Annotated in this window: 12 protein-coding genes; 6 read left to right on the top strand and 6 right to left on the bottom strand. The window is 72.4% G+C overall.

The window, feature by feature from the left end; genetic code table 11:
- The first annotated feature begins 272 nt into the window (after positions 1 to 272).
- Positions 273 to 722, top strand: coding sequence for a PTS sugar transporter subunit IIA (locus V5O46_RS22090; protein WP_332886394.1), 450 nt, complete (start codon positions 273 to 275; stop codon positions 720 to 722).
- A gap of 79 nt (positions 723 to 801) precedes the next feature.
- Positions 802 to 2,472, top strand: coding sequence for a phosphoenolpyruvate--protein phosphotransferase (gene ptsP / locus V5O46_RS22095; RefSeq protein WP_332886395.1), 1,671 nt, complete (start codon positions 802 to 804; stop codon positions 2,470 to 2,472).
- 77 nt (positions 2,473 to 2,549) lie between these two features.
- Here ptsP and V5O46_RS22100 read toward each other — a convergent pair whose 3' ends face one another.
- Together V5O46_RS22100 and V5O46_RS22105 are read right to left on the bottom strand one after the other, a co-directional pair.
- Positions 2,550 to 3,467, bottom strand: coding sequence for a hypothetical protein (locus tag V5O46_RS22100; RefSeq protein WP_332886396.1), 918 nt, complete (start codon positions 3,465 to 3,467; stop codon positions 2,550 to 2,552).
- 113 nt (positions 3,468 to 3,580) lie between these two features.
- A complete protein-coding gene (locus V5O46_RS22105; protein ID WP_332886397.1) occupies positions 3,581 to 5,548 on the bottom strand; it encodes an acetoacetate--CoA ligase in 1,968 nt (655 codons plus the stop codon).
- Between the two features lie 212 nt (positions 5,549 to 5,760).
- Between V5O46_RS22105 and V5O46_RS22110 the strand changes: the two genes are divergently transcribed.
- Positions 5,761 to 8,124: a glycoside hydrolase family 31 protein gene (locus V5O46_RS22110; protein ID WP_332886398.1), complete on the top strand. Its 2,364-nt coding sequence runs from the start codon at positions 5,761 to 5,763 to the stop codon at positions 8,122 to 8,124.
- Positions 8,125 to 8,126: 2 nt separating this feature from the next.
- Here V5O46_RS22110 and V5O46_RS22115 read toward each other — a convergent pair whose 3' ends face one another.
- Positions 8,127 to 8,663 (bottom strand): NUDIX domain-containing protein, encoded by a 537-nt coding sequence (locus V5O46_RS22115; protein ID WP_332886399.1) that lies wholly within the window; start codon positions 8,661 to 8,663, stop codon positions 8,127 to 8,129.
- 105 nt (positions 8,664 to 8,768) lie between these two features.
- Entirely contained in the window at positions 8,769 to 9,581 is an 813-nt protein-coding gene (locus V5O46_RS22120) for a M15 family metallopeptidase (RefSeq protein ID WP_332886400.1), read from the bottom strand.
- Between the two features lie 157 nt (positions 9,582 to 9,738).
- On the opposite strand from V5O46_RS22120, the gene V5O46_RS22125 reads away from it, so the two are divergent.
- From V5O46_RS22125 to glpK, 3 genes are all read left to right on the top strand, one after another.
- Positions 9,739 to 11,490: a GGDEF domain-containing protein gene (locus V5O46_RS22125; RefSeq protein ID WP_332886401.1), complete on the top strand. Its 1,752-nt coding sequence runs from the start codon at positions 9,739 to 9,741 to the stop codon at positions 11,488 to 11,490.
- A 282-nt stretch (positions 11,491 to 11,772) separates the two neighbouring features.
- Complete coding sequence (locus V5O46_RS22130; RefSeq protein ID WP_332886402.1) at positions 11,773 to 12,114, top strand: MIP/aquaporin family protein; 342 nt, start codon at positions 11,773 to 11,775, stop codon at positions 12,112 to 12,114.
- 174 nt (positions 12,115 to 12,288) lie between these two features.
- Complete coding sequence (gene glpK / locus V5O46_RS22135) at positions 12,289 to 13,818, top strand: glycerol kinase GlpK (protein WP_332886403.1); 1,530 nt, start codon at positions 12,289 to 12,291, stop codon at positions 13,816 to 13,818.
- Between the two features lie 188 nt (positions 13,819 to 14,006).
- On the opposite strand, the gene V5O46_RS22140 is transcribed toward glpK, so the two are convergent.
- Together V5O46_RS22140 and V5O46_RS22145 are read right to left on the bottom strand one after the other, a co-directional pair.
- Positions 14,007 to 14,609, bottom strand: coding sequence for a GTP-binding protein (locus V5O46_RS22140; protein ID WP_332886404.1), 603 nt, complete (start codon positions 14,607 to 14,609; stop codon positions 14,007 to 14,009).
- A gap of 103 nt (positions 14,610 to 14,712) precedes the next feature.
- Positions 14,713 to 15,108 carry a DUF742 domain-containing protein gene (locus tag V5O46_RS22145; protein ID WP_332886405.1) on the bottom strand — a complete coding sequence of 132 codons (396 nt, stop codon included), beginning with the start codon at positions 15,106 to 15,108 and terminating at the stop codon, positions 14,713 to 14,715.
- Position 15,109 lies beyond the last annotated feature (1 nt).

Consider the following 15,109-nt stretch of genomic DNA (forward strand, 5'->3'; position numbering starts at 1 on the left):
GCATTTCCGGTCTCTCTGACCACCCTCCTGCGGGCATGCAGAAGCGGATCCGGAGATAGGATCTGATCCAGTCGGTTGCCTGCCGAGCCGGAAGGCGGACTCGCGTCCCTCGACCCCGAGCAGGAACCACGACTGTACACGCGCCCTCAGAACGCACGCAAATCCGCGGCGAGTGGTGGTCTAGACCTCTAATCGGTAGCATCATGCGGAAGCGTTACTTCCTATGACATACGCTGCTGCAGATGCAGCTCTCCACCCCTGGGAGGCTCTCCATGACCACCGTGACGTCCCCGCAGGCAGGACGCGCCATCGGATTGGCGGCCGTGCCGGATCCGGTCTTCTCCGGGGCCATGGTCGGCCCGGGCACCGCCATCGACCCCGTGCGTGAGCCCTCCGAGGCCGTCGCCCCCGTCGACGGAGTCATCGTCTCGCTGCACCCGCACGCCTTCGTCGTGGTCGACGAGAGCGGGCACGGTGTGCTGACCCACCTCGGCATCGACACCGTGCAGCTGAACGGCGAGGGATTCGAGCTGCTCGTGAGCAAGGGCGACACCGTCAGGCGCGGACAGTCCATCGTGCGGTGGAACCCGACCGAGGTCGAGGCGGCGGGCAAGTCGCCGGTGTGTCCGGTCGTCGCCCTCGAAGCCGGCGCCGAGGCGCTGTCCGAGCTGCGTGAGGACGGCGATGTGAAGGCCGGCGAGAGTCTCTTTCTCTGGAAGTGATGTCAGTGCCGTCGTGAGACGGCTGGTAGGACGACCATCGCGGCGGCCGGGCCCGCCGCACTATTCGGAGACGGGTGAGATGGAGACAACGCTGCGAGGCGTCGGCGTGAGCCACGGTGTGGCCATCGGCGAGGTGCGCCACATGGGAACGGCGGTTCTCGAGCCGCCCGCCAAGCAGATCCCGGCGGAGGACGCGGAGCGTGAGCAGGGGCGCGCCCGCAAGGCCGTGGAGGCTGTGGCGGCGGACCTGGTCGCGCGCGGCAATCTGGCCGGCGGCGAGGCTCAGGCGGTGCTCGAGGCGCAGGCCATGATGGCGCAGGATCCCGAGCTGATGTCGGACGTGGAGCGGAGGATCGCGGTCGGCAGCACTGCCGAGCGGGCGGTGTACGACGCCTTCTCCCACTACCGCGAGCTGCTCGCGGGTGCGGGTGAGTACATGGCCGGGCGGGTTGCCGACCTCGATGACGTGCGGAACCGTCTCGTGGCCCGGCTGCTCGGGGTGCCCATGCCGGGTGTTCCGGACAGCGACCAGCCCTACGTCCTGATCGCCCGCGATCTGGCGCCTGCCGACACCGCGCTGCTGGACCCCGCCCTCGTCCTCGGTTTCGTGACCGAGGAGGGCGGGCCGACCAGTCACAGCGCGATCCTTGCGCGGGCGCTGGGCGTGCCCGCCGTGGTGGCCCTGCCCGGTGCCGGTGAGCTGCCCGAGGGCACGGTGATCGCCGTGGACGGCAGTACCGGCGAGATCTTCGTGAGTCCGACCACGGAGAAGAAGGCGCAGCTGGAGGCGCAGGCCGCCGAGCGAAGGGCGGCGCTCTCCGCCGCGACCGGTCCGGGTGCCACCTCCGACGGGCACAAGGTACCGCTGCTGGCCAACGTCGGCGGTCCGGCGGATGTGCCTGCGGCCGTCGAGGCCGGTGCGGAGGGCGTCGGTCTGTTCCGTACCGAGTTCCTCTTCCTCGACGACAGCAAGAACGCTCCGTCGGAGGAGGTGCAGGTCGCCGCCTACCGCCAGGTCCTGGAGGCGTTCCCCGAGGGCCGGGTCGTGGTGCGCGTACTGGACGCCGGTGCGGACAAGCCGCTGGACTTCCTGACCCCGGCCGATGAGCCCAACCCGGCTCTGGGGGTGCGCGGGCTGCGTACGCTGCTCGATCACCCCGAGGTGCTGCGTACCCAGCTGACGGCGCTGGCGAAGGCGGCCGATGGACTGCCCGTCTACCTCGAGGTGATGGCCCCGATGGTGGCGGACCGGGCCGATGCCAAGGCGTTCGCCGACGCCTGCCGCGCGGCGGGTCTGCGGGCGAAGTTCGGTGCGATGGTGGAGATCCCGTCGGCCGCGCTGCGGGCGCGTTCGGTGCTGCAGGAGGTCGAGTTCCTGTCGCTGGGGACGAACGACCTGGCGCAGTACACCTTCGCCGCGGACCGTCAGGTGGGTGCGGTGTCCCGGCTGCAGGATCCGTGGCAGCCCGCGCTGCTCGACCTGGTGGCGGTGTCCGCCGAGGCGGCCAGGGCCGAGGGCAAGAGCTGTGGTGTCTGTGGTGAGGCGGCGTCCGATCCGCTGCTCGCCTGTGTGCTGACCGGTCTGGGTGTCACCTCCCTGTCCATGGGTGCGGCGTCGATTCCCTATGTGCGGGCGACGCTGGCGAAGTTCACGCTTGCGCAGTGCGAGCGGGCCGCGGCTGCCGCGCGGGCCGCGGACAGTGCCGAGGAGGCGCGGGACGCGGCGCAGGCGGTGCTCTCCGGCGAGTAGGCCGAAGGAGCCGAGAAGTCCGGTCTCTCCCGTGTGTGAGGGGCGCTCCGCCTGAGGGTGGGGCGCCCCTCGGGCGTTCAGTGCCGGTGTTCCGTGGTCGGGGGGTCTTCACCGAGGTCGGGCGGCTCGCAGTAGTCGACGTCGGATTCCGGGGAGATGAGGTCGCCTGAATCGGCATCGGTGCAATAGGCGTCGAAGACTTCTGCGGCGGTGAGCGGGGCGAGGCCGTAGCGGTGCAGGCGCCAGCCGTAGACGCGGTCGGGGGTGCCGGGGGCGCTGGTGCGGATGACCAGACCGCCCGGGCTGTGGGTGGCCAGGCCCAGGGCGAGGACGCTGGTGAACTCGAGGGCTTCGGCCTCGTCCAGTTGTGGGGTGCCGGCGGTGTCCTGGTCTGTGTGGAGGACGGCGGCCAGGTGTTCCGGGGTGCCCGAGACGCTGCAGACCAGGTGGCGGTTGCCGGGCGGGGCGGTGTCCAGGACGCGGGTGAGGAGGGCGGTGGCGCGGGTGAAGGCGGAGCGTCCGATGTCCTCGCCGCACAGGGCGCAGCTGCCGAGTCGCGCCAGGAGTGTGGTGGTGTACTCCCAGGTGGCCTGGCGGACGGCTGCGTCGATCAGGGCGGGGAGGAGGTCGGCGAGGGGCCGGCCGTCGTAGGGGACGGTGGGGCCGGTGGCGGACAGTTCGGCGGTGAAGCGGCTGCGGCTGGACGGGGTGTCGGGGTCGATGCCGGTGGTGGAGCAGAAGGCCGCGTACTCCGCCGGGTCGAAGAGGGCGAGGGTGGTGTGGGTGCCTTCGGCGGCGCGGGTCCTGAGCACGGCCTCGACCTGGCGCAGGTAGGCCGCGTGGTCGTGGAAGGTGAAGCTGCGGTAGCGGCGCATGGTGTGGAAGTCGTGCTCGTCGGCGAGGAGGGCGATGGTGCCGGCGATCTCGCGGCGCAGGACGCGTCGCATGGCCGGGTCGGTCCGGTTGGTCCGATGGGTCCTGTCGGTGTGCGCCATGTGTCTTTCCCCCTGTGCACGGTCGATCTATGTTCACTCACAGTAATCGGCGGCACTGACAACGGGCCGGGCGACGAAGTGTCGGCCGGCCCGCGGGGGTGGGTCTCCGGTGGTCAGGCGCGTTTGCGGGCGAGGTCCTCGTAGAAGTGCAGGAGGTCGAGGTTGTCGATGGATCCGGGGTTGACCGCCTTGTCCAGGGGGGTGCCCTGGAGCAGGCGTTTGACCGGGACCTCGATGCGCTTGCCGGTGAGGGTGTGGGGGATGCCGGGGACCTCGATGATCTCGTCGGGTACGTGGCGTGGGGAGAGCTGTTCGCGAACGGTCCGCTTGATGGCGGTGCGGAGGGTGTCGTCGAGGACGGTGCCGGGGGCCAGGTGGACGAAGAGGGGCATCCAGTAGCCGCCGTCGGGCTCTTCGACGCCGATCACGAGGGATTCCTTGATCTCGGGGAGCCGTTCGACGGCCTCGTAGATGTCGGCGGAGCCCATGCGGACGCCTTGGCGGTTCAGGGTGGAGTCCGAGCGTCCGTGGATGACGACGGAGCCGCGGGAGGTGAGGGTGATCCAGTCGCCGTGGCGCCAGACGCCGGGGTAGGTGTCGAAGTAGCTGTCGTGGTAGCGGCTGCCGTCGGGGTCGTTCCAGAAGCGGATCGGCATGGACGGCATGGGGTTGGTGACGACGAGTTCGCCGACCTCGTCGATCAGGGAGTTGCCGGCGGGGTCCCAGGCCTGCAGGTCGGTGCCGAGGCAGGGGGCCTGGAGCTCGCCGATGTAGACGGGCAGGGTGGGGACGGCTCCGGCGAAGCAGGAGCAGACGTCGGTGCCGCCGCTGACGGAGGCGATCCAGAGGTCGTCACGCACCTCGTCGTGCAGCCAGCGGAAGCCGTCCGGGGGGAGCGGGGAGCCGGTGGTGGCCACGCACTGGACGGTGGAGAGGTCGAGGTCACGGCCGGGGTGGACGTCGGCCTTGCGGCAGGCCATGACGTACGCGGCGGAGGTGCCGAAGAGGGTGGTGCGGGTGCGTTCGGCGATGCGCCACTGGGCGCCGGTGTCGGGGAAGCCCGGACTGCCGTCGTAGAGGACGATCGTGGTGCCGGTGAGCAGGCCGGAGACGAGGAAGTTCCACATCATCCAGCCGGTCGAGGTGTACCAGAAGAAGCGGTCGTCGGGACCGAGGTCGCAGTGCAGGCCGAGCTGTTTGAGGTGCTCGACCAGGATGCCGCCCTGGGACTGGACGATGGCCTTGGGCAGTCCCGTGGTGCCGGAGGAGTAGAGCACCCAGAGGGGGTGGTCGAAGGGGACCGGTTCGAAGACGGGGTCGGTGTCCGAGGCCGTCAGGCCCGGCCAGTCGAGGGCGCCATCGGGGGCTTCGGTGCCCAGGAGGGGGATGTGGACGACCGCGCGCAGGGTGGGCAGTTCGCGGCGGAGTTCGGCGACGGTGTCGCGGCGGTCGTGTTCCTTGCCGCCGTATCGGTAGCCGTCGACGGTGAACAGGACGACGGGTTCGACCTGCTGGAAGCGGTCCAGGACGCTGCGGGCGCCGAAGTCGGGGGCGCAGGAGGTCCAGACTCCGCCGACGGCGGCGGTGGCGAGGAGGGCGACGACGGCCTCGGGGATGTTGGGGAGGTAGCCGCTGACGCGGTCGCCGGGACGTACGCCGAGGGCGCGCAGTTCGGCCGCGAGCGAACCGACCTGGCGGCGCAGTTCGGCCCAGGAGACGGGGAGCGGTTGGTGGCTCTCGTCGACATGGAGGAGGGCAGGTTCGTCCGCTCGGGTGTCCGCGGCGCGCAGGGCGTGCTCGGCGTAGTTGAGGGTGGCGCCGGGGAACCACTCGGCGCCGGGCATGGACCGGTCGCCCAGCACGCGCGCGTAGGGAGTGGAGAACCGGACGTCGAACCACTCCGTGACGGCCTTCCAGAAGGCCTCCGGTGCGTCGACGGACCAGCGGTGGAGGGCCGGATATCCGCCTTCGGCGGGGGCGCCGTGGTGGTCGGCGGCCCAGGACTGGAAGGCGGTGATCCGGGCTCCGGCGATCCGTTGCGGATCCGGCTGCCAGAGCGGCTGGGGGTTCACGGTCGACATGGGCGGCTCCCGGACTGTGCGCGTCGTGTGCGTCCTCCGCGCACGGGCTGGGGTGTGCGCGTGACGCGGCTGACACGGACGATGCCATGTGATCGACTTGTACACCAGGGTGCGCCGCACATGGTCCGTGGAGCGAAGATGTGGCCCCGGCACGGGTGAACGGCAGTTGAACGGTGCCCGCGCGGGGCCGGGTCGATGGCAGGGTGATCGGCATGGACGGTCGTGACCTGGTGCGTTCGGTGAAGGCGGTCGGTTCGGTGGGGGCGGCTCAGGGATTGCGTACCGTGCGTGCGGCGTGGCGTCGGCAGCGTGCCGACGCCCGGGGGCTGCCGCCGCGGGGGGCCGAGCGGGCGCGGGTGCCGGGGCCGGTGCGGGAGGTGGAGTACGGGCCCGGTGGGGGTGTGGTCCGGTTCGAGCGGTCGGAGCTGCGGATTCTGGTGGCGGTGAACGGTGCTGTGTTCTGGGGGTGGGACGGGGCCGACCCGGAGCCGTCGTACGCGCTGGCGGGGCGCTGTCCGGAGCCGGATCCGCGGGCGGTGCTGGAGCCGGACAAGCAGGGTGGCTGGCGGGTGGTGGCCGAGCGGGTGACGGTGGCCGTCTCGCGGCACGGGGCGGTGGAGGTGCGGACTCCGGGGGGTGTGACGCTGCGCCGTGATCTGCCGCCCCGGTGGTGGGAGCCGGTGGGCGGCGGTCCGGCGCGGTGGATGCAGCGGTCGGAGGTGGCGGCGGACGCACGGTTCTTCGGCCTCGGGGGGCGGGCGTCGGGGCCGCGGCTGCGGGACGGGGCGTACCGGCTGTGGAACACGGACCCGGGGACGGCGTTCGCTCCCGGTGACGATCCGCTGTACATCACGATGCCGGTGCAGGTGGTGGTGGCCGATGCCGGTACCCATCTGGTGTTCCACGACAGTTCCCGGGACGGCACGGTGACCCTGCGGGAGGGGGAGGAGGGGGCCGGGTCGGGTCACGACCGGCCGGGGACGAGTGTGCTGCGGATGGACGGTGGCCCGCTGCGGTGCTGGGTGGTGGTGGGGACTCCCGCGCGCGTGGCGCTCGCCTGGGCGTCGCTGACCGGTGCGGCGGCGCTGCCTCCCGCGTGGGCGCTGGGTCATCACCACGCGCGCTGGGGCTTCGGCAGCGAGCGGGAGGTCCGGCGGATCGTCGCGGGCTATCAGGAGCGGGGGCTGCCGCTGGACGCCGTGCATCTGGACATCGACCACTACGACGGGCATCGGGTGTTCACGGTCGACCGGGAGCGGTTCCCGAAGCTGCCGCAGCTCGCCGAGGAGCTGCGGCGGGACGGGATCCGGCTGGTGTCGATCGTTGATCCGGCGGTGCCCGCGGTGGCAGGTGATGCGGTGCACGACAGCGGGGCGGCCGAGGACGCGTTCGTGCGGGACTCTGCCGGGCGGGTGGTGCGCGGGGTGGTGTGGCCGGGAGACGCGGTCTTCCCGGATTTCACGCACGCGCGCGTGCGTGAGTGGTGGGGCGGGCTGTACGAGGAGCGGATCCGGCAGGGGTTCGCCGGGTTCTGGCACGACATGAACGAGCCGACGTCGTTCGCCGCGTTCGGGGAGACGACGCTGCCTCGGTCGGCCCGGCATGCGTTGGAGGGCCGGGGCGGTGACCATCGGGAGGCGCACAACGTGTACGCGCTGTGCATGGCCCGGGCGGGGTACGAGGGGCTGCGGAGGCTCGTTCCCGAGGAGCGGCCGTTCGTGTTCTCGCGCTCCGGTTGGGCGGGGATGCAGCGCTACGGCGGGACGTGGTCGGGGGACGTGGCCACGGGGTGGCCGGGGCTGCAGGCGTCGCTGGCGCTGGTCCTGGGGCTCGGGCTGTGCGGGGTGCCGTACTCGGGACCGGATGTGGGGGGCTTCGACGGGAGCCCGTCGCCGGAGCTGTATCTGCGCTGGTTCCAGCTCGGGGCGTATCTGCCGCTGTTCCGTACGCATGCGAGTCTGCGGGCGGGGCGCAGGGAGCCGTGGGAGTTCGGTGCCGAGGTGCTGCGGCACGCGCGCGTGGCGCTCGTCGAGCGGAGGCGGCTGCTGCCGTACTTCGTCACGCTGGCACATCTGGCACGGCGGACCGGGGCGCCGTACGTGCGGCCGCTGTGGTGGTCGGCTCCGGAGGACCGGGCGCTGCGGGACTGCGAGGACGCGTTTCTGCTGGGTGACGGTCTGCTGGTGGCGCCGGTGCTGGTGCCGGGGGCGGACCGGCGTGCGGTACAGCTGCCGCGGGGGCTGTGGTACGACACGGCGACCGGGCGGGCGTACGAGGGTCCGGCGCAGGTGCTGGTCGACGCTCCGCTGTCGCGGATTCCGGTGTTCGCGCGCGCGGGGGCCGTGCTGCCCGTGTGCGGTGACGGCGGGCTGGAGCTGGAGGTGTGGGCGCCGGGCCGGGGGAGGACGGGGGGCGGGCTGGTGGTGCCGGACGCGGGTGACGGCTGGGACGACCCGGAGATCGAGCGGTACGTGGCCCGCTGGGAGGGGCGGCGGGTGGTGGTCGAGCGGGAGGGCGGGAACAGCGCCGGTGAGCCGCCGTACCCGGTGCGGGTGCGGGGGCTCGCGGGCCGCTGATCTCAGGTGTACCGGCCCTCGAACCAGGCGCGTGCGGCGAGGGTGTGCAGCGGGAAGGCGAGTTCCCGGGGCCTGCGCAGCAGGTGCCGGCCCGCGGTCTCGTCCGTTCCGGAGAAGGCGGGCAGGCTCTCGGCGGGGCGTTCGGGGAGGATGCCGAAGAGCAGCAGGTGGCCGTCGGGCGAGCTCATCGCGTCCGCGAGGCGCACGTCGCGGCCGGCCGCGACGATGCCCGTCTCCTCCTCGAGTTCGCGGACCACGGCCCGCCGCCAGTCCTCCCGGTCGTCGACGTAGCCGCCGGGCAGGACGGTGCCCCCGCGCGCGGGGGCGATGCTCCGGGTGACCACCACCAGTGCGGTGCCCTGGTGGTCGTACACGGGCTGGAGGGCGACCGCGACCGGCAGCGGATTGCGGTAGGCGGTGGTGCCGCAGGCGAGGCAGGTCCGGGGCCAGCCGGAGACGCCCGCTCCGTAGGGCGCGCCGCAGCTCGAACAGTGGCTGCCCGGGATGCGGTCGGGGACGGGGGTTCGGGGTTCGGACACGCGGCGGACTGTAGCCGATCGGCCGATCAGGGCGGCGGCGCGGCCTGTCGGCGGTGCGGGCGGCGGTTCAGTGCCTGCCAGTGGGTTCAGTGCCTGCCAGTGGGTTCAGCGCCTGCCGGTGAGGGAGTGCCGGGACACCGGGAAGTCGAAGTAGGTGTCCGGGTAGGTCTCCGGGCAGTGCGTGAAGTGCCACCACTCCTCGGGGAGATGGGTGAAGCCGACGGCCGCCAGGGTGTTCTTCAGCAGCAGCCGGCTGGCGCGTGGTACGCCCTGGATGCGCGGGTCCAGGGCGTGGCTGAGGGTGTCGAAGCAGTCGTAGCCGGTGCCCATGTCCACGGAGTTGTCGGGGAAGCGCTGGTCCTGGGGCGCAGTGCAGGGTGCCAGCGGCTCGCCGGGGAGGTACGGGCGGGTGGGCTGTGCGGGGAGCCTGACGACGGTGAGGTCGACGGTGGAGCCGCGGCTGTGGCCGGACCTCCGGGCGATGTAGCCGTCGGCGAAGAGGCGGGACTTGTCGACGTTCGGGTAGAACTCGGCCTTCATCCGCCGGTCGTCGAGGTCCTCGGCCCAGCGGACGAAGTGGTCGACGGCGCGCTGCGGGCGGTAGCAGTCGTAGACCTTGAGGGAGTAGCCGCGGCGCAGGAGGCGGAGTTGGGCCTTCCGGAGGGCTTCTGCGGTGGCGCGGGTGAGGATGCACAGGGGGTGCCGGTAGCCGTCGATGCGGTCGCCCACGAAGTTGTGCCGGGTGGTGTAGCGCATCTCGTGCATGATGGTCGGGGCGACGCTGCCGAGGGTCACGAAGTCCTTCGGCGCCTTGAGGTCCGTCCCCGTACGGGCGGCTGCGGGGGTGGCGGCCGTCGCGGCGAGCAGGGCGGCGAGTGCGGCGGCCAGTGTGCGGACCGCGAGGGAGAGGCGTGTCATGCCCTCTGCGTCTATCAGGAGTTTCTCCGGTCGCGGAAGCAGGCAGGTCCGGCGTGGCGGCCGGGGCGCGCGCTACGTACGGTGATCGGGCCGGAATCCTGCGTGAACGTCTCATGAACTGGGCCAAGTCGGGCGATCGCAGCGCCATCATGCTCCCGTGCGCTCCTGGACGGACAGTCTCCGATTCGCCTTCCAGCCGGTGGTCAGTTTGCCCACCGGAGGGGTGGCGGCGCTGGAGATACTCGCCCGCCCGGAGACCGGTGACATCCTGGCCGAGGCCCGGCGGGACCCGGAACTCGACGGCAGACTGGCGGTGATGGCGGTCCGCTCCGCGGCGCGCAGGGAGACCCTGCTGCCGCTGCATGTGAACGTGTTCGCGGGCACGCTCGCCGATCTGGGCGGGCTCACACCGCTGCACGACGCCGTCCGGGAGGCAGGGCGACGGCCGTGGGAGGTGACGCTCGACGTCGGACCGCCGTACACGCACGTCCCGCAGCAGGCGCTTCTGGAGGCGGTGGGCGCGCTGCGGGAGCAGGGCTTCCGGATCAGCGCGGACGGCGTCGGGGACGGCGACGTACCGCTGCGGCTGCTCACGGATCTGGCGCCGGACCTGGTGAAGCTCGATGCATCGCTGCTGGCGCGGTCGGCGGCGGTGCGGGCGATGCGGACGCTGTGCGAGGGCCTGGGGGCGCTGCTGGCGGTGGAGGGCGTGGAGACCGAGTTGCAGTGCGCGGCGGCGCGGTCTGCCGGTGCTCAGCTGGCGCAGGGCGATCTGTTCGCGCCGCCGGCCCGGCTGCCCGCGGCGGACGTATACGTTCCGCCCCAGTCCCCCGATGTCGTACCGGTGTCACGGCCGGGGCCGTCGGTACGGGAGTTCGTCAGGCCGGCCGCGCTGCTCCCGGCAACGGCCTCCGCGGGACGCGTGCGGGCGCTGCTGACCGGGTCGCCGGACGTGTCCGGAGTGGTGCTCGTGGACCGTGCCGGGGTGCCGGTGCGGTCGGTGCACCGCTCCCGGTTCCTGCTGTCGATGTCGGGGCGGTACGGGCATGCGCTGTACGCCGACCGGCCCGCCGCCAAACTCGGGGATCCACCGCGGACGGTCGGCGTAGATGCCACGGCTTGGGAAGTACTGGACGTGGTGGCGGTGGGCGGCCGGGGCCGCACGTCGGACGACGTGGCCGTGGTGGACGGGCACGGGCGGTGCGTGGGCGTGGTACGGCTCGCGGATCTGGTGCGGGCGCTGGCCGAGACGCGGGTGGAGGAGGCGGCGGGGCTCAATCCGCTGACCAGGATGCCGGGTTCGGACGCGATCACCGGTGAGGTGGACCGGCGGATCGCGGACGGGCGCGGGTTCGCGCTGAGCTGGCTTGATGTCGACCACTTCAAGCAGGTGAACGACGGCGCCGGGTTCGCGGCGGGTGACGAACTGATCCGGGCGGTCGGGCGGGCGCTGCAGCAGGCGGCCGGCGGGAGCACGCGGGTGGGGCACATCGGCGGGGACGACTTCCTGGTCCTCGCGGAACCGGAGGGTCTGGACCCGCTGGCCTCCGCCGTGCTGGACGCACCCTGGTCGGCCGGCGGACGGCCGGTGACGCTGTCCCTGGCGACGGTCCTGTGCGCGCCCGGCAGCGTGGCGGACCACCGGCAGGCCGCCGCCTGTCTGGCGCCCCTGAAGAAGGCTGCCAAGGCGTTGCACGGGGCGAGTTGGGTGCTGGGCCGGGCGGGGGTCCAGGGGCACGAGGTCCGGCGGGTCGGGGCGCATGCGCGGGCGCACGCCTCGGTATCGCCGCCGGCGGCTCAGCCGCTGTCGCCGCCGGTGTCCGCTTCCGCTCCCGCTCCCGCGTCGGCGTCGGCGTCGGCGTCGGCGTCGGCGTCGGCACGGTGCGCGGCGGAGCGGGGCAGGAGCTGAGGGACGGCGGAACCGTTGCCGTCGGCGACCTTGACGGCCCCCGGACGCCGGTGAACACTTCCGGTGTCGGTCGACATCGCCGTACATCTCGGAGTATTGCGGAACCGCGCGGCGCGGATTCTGCGGCGTCGGCGCCACTCCCCCACGGGCGGGTCGACCGCGAAGGCACGCTCGTCACGGCCGCCGGGCGGGGCGCGAGACCACCTGCCCTCGGCGGAGGTCGCCATGGGAACGCACCCTGCACGCAGGCCTAGGAGCCGCCATGAGCAACGGAGACATCTCGTGGACGAGATCATCGGCACGGCGATCCGCGTCCTGTTCGGCTCGGGGGTGTGCGCCGTCCTCGCCCTCCGGCACAGCAAGGCGCGTGCCGCGGGACGGGGGGTGATCGCGTCCGGCGGGGGGTTCGGGGTGTCGGCGGGCGCCCGCCCGGCCCCGCCGCGGTCCGGTGGCCGTCCGAACCTCACCGTCACGGTCGGCTTCACGGTGGACTCCGCAGAGCGGGGTGAGGCCCGGGCCCATGTGCCGGGCCGGCCGGTCACCGCCGTCCTCGGGGCCGGCCTGTGCCGTCTCGCGCACTGCGCCCGGTTCCTGGCCTGCGTGCGCGGGAGCGGAGCGGGCTAGCGGGACGGCCGGTGCGGCCGGTGCGGCCGGTGCGGCCGGTGCGGCCGGTGCGGCCAGGGTTCCGGTCCGCAACGCCGCCTGCCGAGCTGCCGACCCGCCCGCCCCGGCCGCACCGCCCGGACGACGCCCTCCCCTTACCACGCCCGCTTCCGACGAGGAGCCCGAGGGACAGCCATGACGGACCACACAGCGAAGTACGTCGCCGCCATCGACCAGGGCACCACCTCCAGCCGCTGCATCATCTTCGACCGCAACGGTGCCGTCGTCGCCGTCGACCAGCGCGAGCACCGCCAGATCTTCCCCAAGCCCGGGTGGGTGGAGCACGACGCCACCGAGATCTGGTCCAAGGTGCAGGCCGTGGTCGCGGGGGCGATCGCCAAGGCCGGGCTGCGGGCCGACCGGCTCAGTGCTCTCGGCATCACCAACCAGCGTGAGACCACCGTCCTGTGGGACCGCGCCACCGGCAAGCCGGTGCACAACGCCGTCGTCTGGCAGGACACCCGCACCTCGGCGCTCTGCCGCCGACTGGGCGGGACAGCCGGGCAGGACAGGTTCCGGGACGCCACCGGGCTGCCGCTGGCCAGCTACTTCTCCGGTCCCAAGGTGGCCTGGCTGCTGGACGACGTGCCCGGGCTCCGGGCCCGCGCCGAACGCGGCGAGATCGCCTTCGGCACCATCGACTCCTGGCTGATCTGGAACCTCACCGGGGGCACCGACGGCGGGCGGCACGTCACCGACGTGACCAATGCCGGGCGCACCATGCTGATGAACCTGAAGACTCTCCAGTGGGACCCGTCGATCCTTGCCGCGATGAACATTCCCGAGGCCGTGCTGCCCGAGATCAGGTCGTCCGCGGAGGTGTACGGCACCGCCGTCGGCCAGCTCGCCGGTGTCCCCGTGGCCTCGGCGCTGGGCGACCAGCAGGCCGCCGTGTTCGGACAGGCCTGTTTCGACGTGGGCACGGCGAAGAACACCTACGGCACGGGCAGTTTCCTGCTGCTCAACACAGGCAACCGGCCGGTGGCCTCCAAGAGCGGGCTGCTCACGACAATGGGCTACCGGATCGGCGGCCAGGAGCCGGTCTACTGCCTGGAGGGGGCGATCGCCGTCACGGGCGCCTTGGTGCAGTGGTTCCGCGACCAGCTCGGCATCATCCGTACCGCCGACGAGATCGAGCCCCTGGCGGCGAGCGTGGCGGACAACGGAGGCGCCTACATCGTCCCGGCGTTCTCCGGGCTGTTCGCTCCGTACTGGCGGTCGGACGCGCGCGGTGTGGTCACCGGGCTCACCCGGTACGTCACGAAGGCGCATCTCGCGCGCGCGGTGCTGGAGGCGACGAGCTGGCAGACGCGCGAGGTGGTGGACGCCATGTACCAGGACTCCGGGGTGCGGATCACCTCCCTGAAGGTCGACGGCGGCATGACGGGGAACGGTCTGCTGATGCAGCACCAGGCGGATGTGCTCGGGGTACCCGTGATCCGCCCGAAGGTGTCCGAGACGACGTGTCTGGGCGCCGCGTACGCGGCCGGGCTCGCCACCGGGGTCTGGGACGGCCTCGACGAGCTCGAGGCACACTGGACCAGGGACGCCGAGTGGACGCCGGCCATGGATGTGTCGGTCCGCGACCGTGAGTACGCCAACTGGCGCAAGGCCGTGGAGAAGAGCTTCGGCTGGCTGGACGACGAGGACGACGGCAACGGGTAGTCGGGCGCCGGCCGGTTGACGTGGACGCACGGGTGCGCAGCGCACACACACGCGCGCGTGGAGACCGAAACTCCGGTTTCCGGCCGTGCGCCCGTCCAGGACCGCGGCCCGTACCCGGTCGGCGGGGTACGGGCCGTGTGCGCGCCGCCTCCTCCTGCGATCCGGCGGGGGCGGCGTGCGGAGGAGCCTCAGGTGGGCACGGCCCGGCGCTGCTCCGCGTGGGCCATGGCGTGCCGGACGACGCCGATGAGGACCTCCTTGACGGACTCGCGGTCCCGGGCGTCGCACATCTGCAGCGGGACGCCCCCGTCGAGGTCGAGGGCCTGCCGGACGTCCTCGGCCGGGTAGCGGGCGGCCCCCTCGAAGCAGTTGACGCCCACGATGAAAGGGATCGCGCGGCGTTCGAAGTAGTCGACGGCGGCGAAGCAGTCCTCCAGACGGCGGGTGTCCGCGAGGACTACGGCGCCCAGCGCGCCCTCCGACAGCTCGTCCCACATGAACCAGAACCGTTCCTGGCCCGGGGTGCCGAACAGGTAGAGCACCAGGTCCTCGCGGAGCGAGATCCGGCCGAAGTCCATGGCCACGGTGGTGGTGTGCTTGCCCTCGACGCCGCTGACGTCGTCCACCGGCCGGCCGGCCTCGGTGAGCAGTTCCTCGGTGCGCAGCGGGCGGATCTCGCTGACCGCGCCGACGAGGGTGGTCTTGCCCACGCCGAAGCCGCCGGCCACCAGGATCTTGAGCGTGACGGGCTCGACCGGGGCTCTGCCCCGCTGGGAACGCCCGAAGATCATCGGTCTCCACTCCTGCATGCTGATGGTTGGTGGTCCCCCCGTGCGGCCTCGGCGTGCCTCTGCCGCCGCCGGGCCGAGCCGTCCGTACGGATCCCCGGGCCGCTCACAGCGCCCGGAGCCCGTTGATCACGTCGCGCAGAATGCTCTCGTCCGGCAGTTCGGCCGGAGGGACGGGCCGGTTCACATGCACGATGTCCGCATCCACGAGGTCCCCCACGAGCACGCGGACCACGCCGATCGGGAGGTCGAGTTCCGTGGCGAGCTCGGCGACCGACTGCGGACCCTGCCGGCATCGCTCGACGATGTCGACGTGTTCCGGGGACAGCATGGCATCGGCTTCCGGATCGTCCGCCCGGGGTTCCGTGACCACCACCGCGATCAGGTCGAGGCGGTGCTGGGCCGCGCTGGTGGTGCGTCCGCGCGTCATGGCGTACGGACGGACGACCGGGCCGGCCTCGTCGTCGAACCAGTGGTGTCTTCCCTGACCGTCTGCGCTCATG

It is taken from the genome of Streptomyces poriticola (assembly GCF_036689765.1).
GTDB classification, from domain to species: domain Bacteria; phylum Actinomycetota; class Actinomycetes; order Streptomycetales; family Streptomycetaceae; genus Streptomyces; species Streptomyces poriticola.